This is a genomic window from Psychroserpens sp. AS72 (genome assembly GCF_038900375.1).
Classification (GTDB): Bacteria; Bacteroidota; Bacteroidia; order Flavobacteriales; family Flavobacteriaceae; genus Psychroserpens.
In genome coordinates, this window is sequence record NZ_JBBMRC010000001.1 from 354,782 (window position 1) to 366,645 (window position 11,864).

Below are 11,864 nucleotides of genomic sequence, written 5' to 3' on the forward strand. Positions count from 1 at the left end.
TCAATCGAATAATCTAAAATAGAGCAGTTTATCAAGGTAAATTTGTATCAGAATCTAAAAAAAAGATAATGAATACATTTTACACTTTAAAACATCAATTAATAATATTAGGATCTATCTTAATGTGCTTTTCATCACAAGCTCAAGATATTCCATTTAATTGCGATTTTAGTGCTTACTTATTTCAGTATAACGATGTTTATGCAATTGATTTAGCTTCAGGAAATTCATACCAAGTTGCTACAGATGTCACGCCAGGTAATATTAATGCAGCAGCTTATAATCCTGCTGATGGTTTTATTTGGGGATCATTATCTACTCCAGCTAAAACCATTGTACGTATTGGTAAAAACTTTAATACAACAACATATTATGTAGATGAATTACCAACAAACGGAAGATATGTAGGTGATGTTAGTGCTGACGGAATTTATTACCTCAAAGGAGGAGGGAAAACCTATTATAAAATTGACTTAGATCCCGAATCTGAGAACTACACACAACATCAAGAAACATCAAATCTATCTATAAACATTAGTATTCATGATTGGGCTTTTAATGCTGTTGACGGTATGTTGTACGCAGTTGCTAAAACCTCAAATATCTTATATCGTATTAATCCTTTAGACGGAAATGTGCAAGCTTTAGGAGAAGTCCCAATATTATCAGGATTGAGCTATACCTATGGTGCAGTCTACTTTGATTTGTCTGGACGTTTTTATGTGTCTGCAAATGAAACAGGTACAATCTATGTCATTCAAAGTGTACAAGAGTTAATTGAAAACGGAGGAATGGATTCTAATTTATTTGCTTTTGGTCCATCAAGTTCTAGTAATGATGGTGCACGTTGTCCAACTGCTCCAGTATTACAAGAAATTTGCGATAATGGAATTGATGATGATGGTGACGGACTCATAGATTGTGAGGATCCTTCATGTTCTGGTTTTGGTAATTGTGCTGTAGTTACACCACCAACAACAGGAAGTAATGATGGTGGATTAGAAAGTAATAACAGATTATCTGAGCAAATCAATACGCGTAATTTCAATCGTGCAAAAACAAGCTATTCATTTGACAGAAGTTCTGCAAGACGAATGACGAAAAATGATAGCTACGCTCAACGTAATACCAATTCTGGTTTTACTTTAGAAGATTTTATTCCTTTAGACATCATAAATGAAGATGAGGTTATTGATGCATCACCTTCAGATTTGATAAACATTACCAATGCAACTGAAATTTACGGTGTAGATTATTTAAAAAACAATACACCTATAGCTTCAATATTAGCTATTAAAACAGAAAATGGTGTATATGAACACACCAAATACATTTGTGATCGTTTGTTAGGCGCAGAATTGATCACAGTGAATACGATTGATATCAACGGACAATCATTTATCAAGTCTATTATTAAAAATGCAGATGGTACCTATGAGTTTGTATTAAGTTTATCTGCTAAAGTGGTCAATAATGATGAAAACTTCGCCATAGAGAGTCACTGGAATCTCGATCAATACGAGGAGGATGTCACTTTTTATAATTTTCAAATCTGGTCAAACTCAGTTGATGATTTATTTTCAATTGGACAAGAAGTTTTAAACTTATTAGAAACACAAAAAGCAATTTCAACATATAACAATTCAATCCCTCCGACGGTTTTTGTTAGAAAAGGAAAATACATTAATGGTTCCCTCAATTTGCAGATCATTAATACCAATTCTACTGAAAACATCACCTTTGACGCTGGTTTTAGAACTACTGAAACAGGCGAATTTGGAGCCCTAAATTCTACCATAGATCTTAATCAAGATTACATCACAAACCTACAATTAGAAACCGGAAACTTATTTGATATCGGATTTAGAATTGGTGATGGTATCGCAACACCAGATGATTTATTTATGTCTGATGGACCTTGGGGAATTGATGATTCTCAAACAAATACAACAGTAGATACCTATGCAGTTTTACAAAATGATTTTACGTTTAACGATAATGATTTTCCAATAGAACGTAATGTGGTTTTAAAAGCAACAACAAGTAGTTATGTTGCAGTTTATAGAGCATTGACGCCTAGATTTAAAGCCGTAGACTTAAGTGAATACAATAGCTTAAAGTTTAGTGCTAAAGGAACAGGAAATTTAGAAATCACATTTGTAAAAGCAAGTATTTCTAATTGGGAAGATCAATATAAAAGTATGATTACATTAAGTAATGCATCACAAAACTATGTGTTACCAATCTCAAGTTTTCAATCAGGAAATGCAACAAATCTAGAACTAAACGATGTGGTTACTGTAGTATTTACTATGGTAAGTGAAGATGGAACAATATCGACAAAAGAATTAACTCTAGAAAATCTACGTGTATCTCAAGACACATTATCTGTAGATGATTTAACTCAAGATACCACAGTGCTTTCTGCAATACCAAACCCAATGTCGTCTGCTACAACGATACAATTTACAGCAAACCAAACAGAAACTGTGCAATTTGTAGTCTATAATCAACTAGGTAAAATTGTATATCAAACGACACATAGAGCAACACCTGGAAACAATGAAATTACGCTTAACAGAAATAATATGAGCACAGGAATTTACTTCTGTAAAATCATAAGTCAAACAACACTTTATAATCCCCTTAGATTAATAGCTAGATGATCCCTAATTATCTAATAGCTACTTAAAATGTCTGGCAATAATGAGATTTGCTGCTAAGATGTTTTAGGTTAAAGGCAAAAGCGAAAGCTTTTGCTTTTTTTAGTTTCTTATGTTTTGGTATTTGGATGTGTTTATTAAACTATTGCTAAAAATAAGAGTCAAATAATAATGAAATATTGTTTAAATCTTATTCTAATTTGTGTTTGCGCACAATTATTTTCTCAAGAGCAAACCAGTCAATTGTCTGCAACTATAATTGGTTCGGGATCTCCAAAATATAATACAGAGCGTTCAGGACCTTCTGTTTTAATTTCTTATCAAGACACGAAGATTTTAGTAGATATGGGAAATGGTACACAAGCCAATTTCGATAAAATTGATGTGAACTTTAAATCAATTGATGGTTTACTATTTACGCATCACCATTTAGATCACAATGAAGAGTTTGTGCCAATTTTTATCAAATTACTTCTTGGTGGTAATAACTTTGTAATTGCAGGACCAGAGCCTACAGCTGCATTTGTAGAAAGCACGCTTACTATTTATGATAAGGATATTAATTATAGATTATCAAAAAGTCAAAGAACATTATATGATGTAAAATCTAATTTTACTGTTAAAGAGTTAAATGGAATTGAAGCTTTTACAATTGGAGAGATTAAAGTGTCTTCTGTAAATGTAAATCATACTATAAAAACGGTTGCATATCGATTTGAAGCTGGCGGAAAATCTATTGTAGTTTCTGGAGATTTGACCTATTCTGAAAGTTTACCTGCTTTAGCTAAAAATGTAGATTACTTGATAATAGATTCTGGAGGTGCAGTTGCTATGGGTTCAAAAGTTAGGACGAATAGTACAAGAACAAATGGTAGTAAAAAAGAACGTGCTCATGTTAACTTGAGTGAAAGCTCATTAATGGCAAAAGAAGCGAGTGCTAAGCATTTAATTTTGACCCATTTCACAGCAACTACGATTGATGAAGAGGCAACAACTGCAGAGTTGCGTAAAAACTATGCTGGAGATATTAGTTATGCTCATGATTTAATGACGATTCCTTATGATGAAAACATTACGTCAAAACTAGAAGTTACAGTGTCTACTAAAAGTTCTAACATGTTAACTAATAGTTCAAAATCAGCACCTAGTTTTACAAAAATGCTCTCTAGAATGGATGCTAATAAGGATGGGAAATTATCAAGAGACGAAGCCAAAGGCAAGTTGAAAGCTAATTTTGATATGCGTGATAAAAACAAAGACGGTTATATCACAACAGATGAGTTTAAAGGAAAATACTAAAGGCAATCACTAAATAAAATATCAATTACTATAAGTGAATGTGGAGATGTTTGGTACTAGTAATTTGATACGAAGGCAAAAGCAAAAGTTTTTGCTTTTTTTGTTTTTAGGTCTATAATTAGAGTGGTGAAATCTTTAAAATTTGAGTTATCTTATTGATTTTCAGTACAAAATTTTGTATTAGTGTGGGTATAAAGAGTTGGCAGTAATTTGAGAAAAAGTTTATGAAACAATGACAGAAGCGATAAAACCTCATATTCAGAATAATGGTCGAGTAATGTATAATAACAAATGGAGAGTTGTAATTTGTGAAAAATAGTAATAAAAACTACTGTTCTTTTAATTATGATTAGACCATACAAACCAACTGATAAAGAACAATTATTAAAAGTTTTTAATCTTAATGTTCCAAAATTTTTTGACAAAAACGAAACTAATGATTTTCTAGAATACCTAGAACAGAAACCAGAAACCTATTTAACTATTGAAGATAATAACACTATAGTTGTTGGTACTGGATATTATGTGAATGAAAAGGATAAATCTGGACGAATCACTTGGATCTTTTTTGACCCAAATTATTCTGGACAAGGACTTGGAAAACAATCAGTGGATTATTGTTTAAATGCATTGAGTAAAGACAAAAGAGTCGAAAAATTTATAGTAACGACCTCTCAACTCGCATACAAGTTTTTTGAAAAATTTGGTTACACTATTAATCGGATAGAAGAAGATTATTGGGGAGAAGGTCTTGATTTATATGAAATGGAAATGTTTATTTAATATAAGCGTCTTACAACAACCTAGAAAATCAATTACTGGTTCGTATTCTTTTACTAACTTAGTTCTAGACAACGTAACGAATCATACAAGTTGACATTAATTTAATGAAAAAGCAAAATCACTACATTGGAAAAATTGCAATATTTGTAATCATGCTAACTATTTCATTACCTAGTGCTAACGCTTTTTTTGAGCCATTAAAAGATTATATACCTGTAGGTTTTATGATTCTGATTTTCATGGGAATTAATTCTCGATTGAAATACAGAAACGGAAAATTAACTAACCAATTACGAATTCCAACTAACTATGATGACATCAACCGAATTATGCCATTCATTTTCGGTATTGTTTGTACAGTTGGTGGATTTTTTGCATTAAAAGACATCGACTCCAATAAAATATTTTGGAGCTTATTGATTTTTACTGGAATTCTGTCATTAATATTAGGTTTCCTTTTTGTTCCGAGTGGTATAATTGAAATCAATAATAACGAGTTGAGTTTTGTAAATGGGTCAAGAAAAAAAACAATTGAAATTGAGAAAATTGATAGTATTGTTTTCAAATCTAGCGACATTATTATAATCGATAAAAATCAAAAAAAACACGAAGTAGATTATATGAATTTAATCGAATCTGATTATCAAATTATAAAAGATTTTCTACATCGTAAACTGACAAATAAAATTGAAATAACAACCTGTGACAGTAATTTATAGAAATAATTTCTTGATTATTGTTAGTTGTGTGGTTTTTCAGATTTACTCTCTAGCTCGTTTTCGCTTACTAACTTAATTCTTGCTAACCCAATTTTCCGTTCACAAAAAATAAGATCAATAATTAACAAAACATAAACATACTACTTGGTGTTTTTTAGTTAGTTTTACATCATGCAACAAGAATTAAAGTCTGAAATGACTAAACAGCTTATCATAAATAAAGCTTTTAATTTATTTTATGAAAATGGTTTCAAAACAACCAGTATAGATAAAATAATGAAGGAAACTACATTAAGTAAAGGGGCTTTTTATCATCATTATAAAAGTAAGAAGGAATTAGGACTAGAAGTGATTAGTCTAAAAGTTCAAAAACGAGTTGTTAATGGAATGATCTTACCGCTAAAGGAATCTGGTAATGCATATCAAATATTAGAGGAGGTCTTTATAAATAGGTTAAAAGAGTTTTCTATTCATGAAAAGGAACAAGGTTGTCCCATGAATAATTTAATTAATGAAATTGGAAACAACGAAGTCGCTTATCAAATAGCTCTTAAAAATATTATTGAATTATGGAAAACTGCCTTGGTAGAACTTATTGAAAGAGGTAAACGCGAAAATTCTCTAAAAAAAGATATTTCAAGTAAAGCAGTTGCAATTTACTTAATAAGTGCTTTTGAAGGTATTAGAGGTATTAGAAAGTTATATGACAACGACTCTGTATTAGAAGAGTTTTTATCAGGTCTTACCTTTTACTTAAAACAAATAAAAGTCTAATTTTTTTTAACTAAAAACATACGTATTAGTATGTTTTATAAATCAATCACAAAATGAAAAACAAAAGAAGAGGTTTTATCAAAAAATCTATGTTATTAGGTTTAGGAATTGCAGCTACTCCTCAATTTGGAATTGCTGCTAACGTTGCAGAAGAAACAAGAGAAAGTATGAGTACTAGACCAAAAGTATTATTTTTTGATGTAAATGAAACATTATTAGACTTAACTGCCATGAAAGAAAGTGTAGGACAAGCTCTAGGAAATAGAAATGATTTATTACCTCTATGGTTTACAACGATGCTACAATATTCATTAGTATCAACAGTTGGAAGGCAATACAATGATTTTGGCATCATTGGTTCGGCTGCGTTACAAATGGTGGCAGCTAACCATAATATTACATTAACAGAAGCTCAAGCAAAAGAGGCTATCCTTACTCCAATACGATCTTTACCAGCTCATCCAGAGGTGAAAGAATCATTGGCAAGATTAAAGAGTGCTGGTTACAAGTTGGTTTCATTTACTAATTCTTCTAATAAAGGTGTTGAAACTCAATTCAAAAACGCAGGATTAACCGATTATTTTGATGATCGATTAAGTATTGAAGACATCGGGAAATTTAAACCAGATACAGATGCTTACGATTGGGCAGCAAGAAAAATGGGTATTGCTCCAAGTGAATGTTTATTAGTCGCTGCACATGGTTGGGATATTGCAGGTGCTATTTGGGCTGGATGGAGAAGTGCATTTATAAGCAGACCAGGTGCTCAATTGTATCCTCTTGCACCAAATCCTGAGATAAATGAAATCAATTTAAAATTAGTTACAGATAAATTAATCACATTAACATAAGACGAAAAAACAAAGCATCAAGGGATTAGTGTAATATTCATATTAGTGCATTTATATTTTTATTAGTAACGATGTTAACAGCCTTATTAATAGCGTTTTTAGTTAGACCACAGCCTGTTGCTTTTGGTTATAGTAGCTATTGTATTAGCTGTGTTTTCAATTTATAAATTAAAATCTATAAAAAGTCATGAATAACTTAAATAATAAAGTAATCTTAGTTACTGGCTCATCTAGAGGGATTGGAAAAGAAATCGCTATTCTATTAGCAAAGAATGGTGCAAAAATTATTGTTAATCATTCTAATAGCCAAAAAGAAGCAGAGGACACAGTTGATGAAATAAAACAAAATGGAGGAGATGCCATAGCAATAAAAGCAGATGTGAGTGATAGAAGTCAAGTCACACAACTATTTAAAAAATCGATTGAAGCTTTTGGGAAAATTGATGTTTTGGTTAACAATGCAGGTGCTATGATTTCTAAAAAATTAAAAGACCATACACAACAAGATTTCACTAAACAATTTGAAGTCAATGTAAGAGGTTTATTTAATACGTTACAAGAAGCAGATAGCAAATTGTCTGATAATGGAAATATTATTAATTTCTCATCTAGTACTGCAAAACTAATGCTACCAAATTATGCTGTTTATTCTGCAACAAAAGCAGCAGTAGAACAAATGACAAGAGTATATTCTAAGGAAATAGGGAGAGGAATTTCTGTTAATGCTATTGCACCAGGTGCCACTGAAACTGCTATGTTTTTAAATGGAAAATCTCAAGAACAAATTGATAAATTAAGTGCTATGAATGCTTTTAATCGATTAGCAAAGCCTATCGATATTGCAAGAGTTGTATTGTTCTTAGCAAGTGATGATTCTAAATGGATTTCCGGGCAAGTAATAGGTGCTAACGGAGGATTGGTTTAAGACTTAGAAAATAGAATTTCTATTCGTTTTTTACTTCCTAAACACAGGTCCATCAAACAGCCTCCATTTAAATCTCAGGCCAATTTCCGTAAAGGTAAAACCAGCAGCAGTGGCTGAGGCAATATTACTTCGGGTTCCAAATACATTTAACATGCTGCGCTCTGAGAATTTATAACCAAATTTTCCTTGAATACGGTAGGTGCTTTGACTCTCACCATCTTCTATATATTGTAATCCTGTAGCTGCAGTTAATTCATAAAACCACGCTTTTGGTTTCGTCGTATTTTCATCTTTAATCAAGTTTAAAAAGACTTCTCCTGCTTGAAAAGATTCTGGACTAAAATAAATGGTTGGTACTTGATCTGCAAAAGTGATGTATTGGTAATTCAATCCTACTTTTAAAGATGGTTTCGCCAATAGGTTGTAGTATAATGAGGTAAAGAGTAAGTTTCTTTTATTGCTATCATTTTGAGAGGTGTACATGTATTGTGTAAACCAACCTAAGTTGAAATTTGTACTGAGATTGTAATTTGCGTAATAATTGTTTTGCACAATCTCACGATCTAATAAATCGGCATTAAAACTTTGAATTTCTCTTTTGTAACCTATATCTAAGGTTTGTAGTTTAAACGGTTTGATATTAAAAGAGATATCTGTTAAGAGTTGTGTGTAGTCGCCAGTTTCTGCTTTGGCTGAAGTTAATCCTGTTGTTCCATTAAAAGTAACGTTATTTAATAATTGGTAAGATAACCCTAATGAGATATCGTTAGAATTTGCCTTATTCTTAGTCACTGTGTTATTTGTGTTTCTATAGTTGTAGCTTCCTAAGATTTTGAATTTTGTAGACAATGGAAACGTCACATTGGTATTAAACGAATAGGCTTTGTTATTACCATTATCAAACGTGTATGCTGCTCTAGAATCTAAAGCTGGTGTAAAATTGGTGTTTAAGATATTGATGAAATTTACCGCATCTTTTTGATTGTCATAAAACTTTAAGGTGTTTTCTGCAGAGGTATAGGCATCATCATAATAACCTAATGCTTTTAATACATTTGCTTTTCCTAAGTTACCATCAAACGACGTACTATCATTTACTAAGATTCTATTATAATCGTTTAAACTCTTTTTAAAATTACTTTTATAAACGTTCAAAGTTGCTCGCAATGCTAATACCCAATTTTCGTTAGGTTGCTTTGTTATTAAAGTATCGATAACACGTTCTGCTTGTTTGTATTTTTTATTCCAGATCAAGGCTTGTGTGTAACGCTCTGTAGTTTGTTGTGAGACGATTTCCGAAGTACTTGTAGACATACTCGTATAAGATTCTGTGCTTAATTGTAATGCTTTTTTATCTTTTCCTTTTAAATGAGAAACTAAAGCCAAACCATTTAATGCTTCTAATTCATTAGCTGGATTTTTAGCGATTCTGTTATAAATACCATTTGCAAAATCAAGTTCGTTAGTAATCAAATACAGATTAGCAAGATTCAATAAGGTTTCTTTATCCTCACCAAACAACTCTAAGTTTTTAGTAAGTAGCGTTTCTGCTTCGCCATAATTTTGCGCTTGTTGGTTTTGATACGCGTATCCTAAATAGATGTATTTTTTAGACACCAATGCATTTGGGTTTCCTGGTGAAACCTTCAAAGCTTTATTGACATAGACTAAAGCATTATCGTATTCCTTTAAGTTAGATAAAGTGTTTGCAAAACCTAATAATGCAGGAAAACTTTCTGGAGCTTTAGTTACTAAATTAGTATAATAGATTTTTGCTTCGGAAAAGTTCTGATTCCATAATAAGGACTCTCCATAATTTAATTTTACTTCAAAGTCGGTTGGATAATCTTCTAAGAGATTAGTGAAAATGTCATTTGCTTTTTGAGCATCTCCATTTAATCCCACAGCACGTCCATAACATAAACGCGCAGTTTTATTTTTTGGGTACTCCTTTAATATGGTATCAAAGAATGTTTCTGCTTGTGCATACTTTCCAGTTTCTAAATAGGTGAAACCTTCTTGCATGTCTTGCGCATTACTCGTTAAAACTAGTAATAGAAACATAGGGATTATAAGTGATTTTAAAGTCTTCATATCTGTTTGATTTGTATAACTGCAAGTTACGGAGCATTACCGTTTCATTCATCTACACCAATTGTCCATCCGTCGAAATATAATGTGCATACGTAGAAGTTGTTCAGATATTTGCGTCAGATTTAAACAAATAATCATTTAAAAATAACAGATATGGCACTTAAAATTACACGTAACGAAAAGGCATTTACAGTAGACGGAAAAATTAATGCATCTACTGCTAGTAACTTCAAAACACATTTTGTAATCACACTAAATTCTCTAAGTGATTTAACTATTGACATAAGTAAAGTCACAGAAATAGACTCTAATGGTATTGAAGCTTTAAAGACAATTTATAATAATGCGATATCATGGAATAAACCATTCTCTATTATTGGAAATGGTTGTAAAGAAATTCACGAAGAATTAAGACTCAATGCAATCGCATAATACATCAATTTAAATCACAACAATAATGCAAGCCATTACAGCAATTACATCAAGAAAACTATCTCCAGAGCAATTATTTATGCTCAGCGTATTAGCGGTTAATGGAGGAAACTATCTCTATAATTTAATTTTAGGTCGTCTTTTAGGACCAGAACAATTTGCAGATGCTGCAGTGTTAATTACATTTTTATTGGTCTTGTCTTTTGTGGCTATGACGTTTCAATTGGTCACTGCAAAATTCTCTGTGGTTTTTGAGAACAGCACGTTTAATAACTTCGTATCTAGAATATATAAAAATGCCACAATCGTTGGTGTTATTCTTGGAGCTTTAGTGATTGTGTGTTCTGTTCAATTACAACAATTGTTTCACACCTCGTCATCTAGTATGTTTGTCATTTTTGGTTTTGGAGTACCTCTATACTTTTTAATGAGTGTAAATCGTGGCGTGTATCAAGGTAAAAAAGCATTCAAATCTTTATCTATTACATATCAAGCTGAAATGTTAAGTCGATTACTAATTACGCTCGGATTGATATTTTTGTTCGATATCCAATCTTCTGTCGTGATTGCTATAGGGATTTTAATCTCTTTTGGATTTGGTTTAATTCCGTTTAAGTTTAAAACTATAAAACTGAAAGCAACCCAACGTATTGCAAAAGTAGAGTCTAAGCAAGTGCGTAACTTTTTTATCATTACCGCATTTTATGAACTCACACAAATCATCATTAATAACAGTGATATTTTATTAGTAAAACACTATTTTGAATCTTACGATGCAGGTTTATATGCTTCATTGGCTTTGATTGGTCGTATTGTATATTTCATTGCCTGGATGTTTGTGATGTTATTATTACCAACCGTTGTTCAGCTTAAAAAAGAAGGAAAAGCGACTGCTCCAATTTTATTTAAATATGTTGGATATATTGCAGCTATTGCCTCTGTAATTGTTTTCGCTTGTGCGTTGTTTCCAGAAACAGCAATAGCACTATTATTTGGTGATAGTTATTTAGCAATGGCACCTTTACTTTGGAAATATGCCTTAGCAACAGGAGTCTTCGCTATTTCAAACATATTTGCTTATTACTACTTGTCTTTGGATCGTTATGTGCCAGTGATTTTTTCTGGACTCTTTGGGATGCTTCAAATGGGATTAGTCATCTTTTTTCATGAGAGTTTAGAGCAAGTGGTTCACATGCAAATCGCAGCCATGTTTTTACTGCTCATTTTTCAAATAACTTACTTTACATACGACTCAAAATTGAAAGCTGCTAAAAGCTAAATCGAAGGCTTTGTTCCGTTCGTCTACAGCAAAAAGCATCCCATC

Annotated in this window: 10 protein-coding genes; 9 read left to right on the forward strand and 1 reads right to left on the reverse strand. The window is 31.7% G+C overall.

From position 1 onward, the window contains the following. The first annotated feature begins 68 nt into the window (after positions 1–68). The 7 genes from WNY78_RS01575 (at position 69) to WNY78_RS01605 (ending at position 8,014) form a co-directional block, all read left to right on the forward strand. Positions 69–2,666: a T9SS type A sorting domain-containing protein gene (locus WNY78_RS01575; protein WP_342871423.1), complete on the forward strand. Its 2,598-nt coding sequence runs from the start codon at positions 69–71 to the stop codon at positions 2,664–2,666. 168 nt (positions 2,667–2,834) lie between these two features. Beyond that, positions 2,835–3,962, forward strand: a complete 1,128-nt coding sequence (locus tag WNY78_RS01580) for an MBL fold metallo-hydrolase (protein ID WP_342871424.1) — start codon at positions 2,835–2,837, stop codon at positions 3,960–3,962. Between the two features lie 345 nt (positions 3,963–4,307). Continuing rightward, positions 4,308–4,745, forward strand: coding sequence for a GNAT family N-acetyltransferase (locus tag WNY78_RS01585; RefSeq protein WP_194506558.1), 438 nt, complete (start codon positions 4,308–4,310; stop codon positions 4,743–4,745). Between the two features lie 104 nt (positions 4,746–4,849). Next, positions 4,850–5,464 (forward strand): hypothetical protein, encoded by a 615-nt coding sequence (locus WNY78_RS01590; protein ID WP_194506559.1) that lies wholly within the window; start codon positions 4,850–4,852, stop codon positions 5,462–5,464. A gap of 171 nt (positions 5,465–5,635) precedes the next feature. Beyond that, entirely contained in the window at positions 5,636–6,238 is a 603-nt protein-coding gene (locus WNY78_RS01595; protein WP_194506560.1) for a TetR/AcrR family transcriptional regulator, read from the forward strand. 53 nt (positions 6,239–6,291) lie between these two features. After that, positions 6,292–7,089, forward strand: a complete 798-nt coding sequence (locus WNY78_RS01600) for a haloacid dehalogenase type II (protein WP_194506561.1) — start codon at positions 6,292–6,294, stop codon at positions 7,087–7,089. Positions 7,090–7,276: 187 nt separating this feature from the next. Further along, the gene (locus WNY78_RS01605; protein ID WP_342871425.1) at positions 7,277–8,014 is read left to right on the forward strand and encodes an SDR family oxidoreductase; all 738 of its coding nucleotides are present in this window, start codon (positions 7,277–7,279) and stop codon (positions 8,012–8,014) included. A 30-nt stretch (positions 8,015–8,044) separates the two neighbouring features. Here WNY78_RS01605 and WNY78_RS01610 read toward each other — a convergent pair whose 3' ends face one another. Next, positions 8,045–10,108, reverse strand: coding sequence for a tetratricopeptide repeat protein (locus WNY78_RS01610; RefSeq protein ID WP_342871426.1), 2,064 nt, complete (start codon positions 10,106–10,108; stop codon positions 8,045–8,047). Between the two features lie 153 nt (positions 10,109–10,261). Here WNY78_RS01610 and WNY78_RS01615 point away from each other — a divergent pair, with 153 nt between their 5' ends. Next, positions 10,262–10,540, forward strand: a complete 279-nt coding sequence (locus WNY78_RS01615) for an STAS domain-containing protein (RefSeq protein WP_342871427.1) — start codon at positions 10,262–10,264, stop codon at positions 10,538–10,540. A gap of 25 nt (positions 10,541–10,565) precedes the next feature. Then, positions 10,566–11,819, forward strand: coding sequence for an oligosaccharide flippase family protein (locus tag WNY78_RS01620; RefSeq protein ID WP_342871428.1), 1,254 nt, complete (start codon positions 10,566–10,568; stop codon positions 11,817–11,819). The last annotated feature ends 45 nt before the right edge of the window (positions 11,820–11,864 follow it).

Excerpts from the sequence above, each read along its gene's own strand:
- WNY78_RS01575 (WP_342871423.1), top strand. The coding sequence starts at position 69 with ATGAATACATTTTACACTTTAAAACATCAATTAATAATATTAGGATCT.
- WNY78_RS01580 (WP_342871424.1), top strand. The coding sequence starts at position 2,835 with ATGAAATATTGTTTAAATCTTATTCTAATTTGTGTTTGCGCACAATTA.
- WNY78_RS01585 (WP_194506558.1), top strand. The coding sequence starts at position 4,308 with ATGATTAGACCATACAAACCAACTGATAAAGAACAATTATTAAAAGTT.
- WNY78_RS01590 (WP_194506559.1), top strand. The coding sequence starts at position 4,850 with ATGAAAAAGCAAAATCACTACATTGGAAAAATTGCAATATTTGTAATC.
- WNY78_RS01595 (WP_194506560.1), top strand. The coding sequence starts at position 5,636 with ATGCAACAAGAATTAAAGTCTGAAATGACTAAACAGCTTATCATAAAT.
- WNY78_RS01600 (WP_194506561.1), top strand. The coding sequence starts at position 6,292 with ATGAAAAACAAAAGAAGAGGTTTTATCAAAAAATCTATGTTATTAGGT.
- WNY78_RS01605 (WP_342871425.1), top strand. The coding sequence starts at position 7,277 with ATGAATAACTTAAATAATAAAGTAATCTTAGTTACTGGCTCATCTAGA.
- WNY78_RS01610 (WP_342871426.1), bottom strand. The coding sequence starts at position 10,108 with ATGAAGACTTTAAAATCACTTATAATCCCTATGTTTCTATTACTAGTT.
- WNY78_RS01615 (WP_342871427.1), top strand. The coding sequence starts at position 10,262 with ATGGCACTTAAAATTACACGTAACGAAAAGGCATTTACAGTAGACGGA.
- WNY78_RS01620 (WP_342871428.1), top strand. The coding sequence starts at position 10,566 with ATGCAAGCCATTACAGCAATTACATCAAGAAAACTATCTCCAGAGCAA.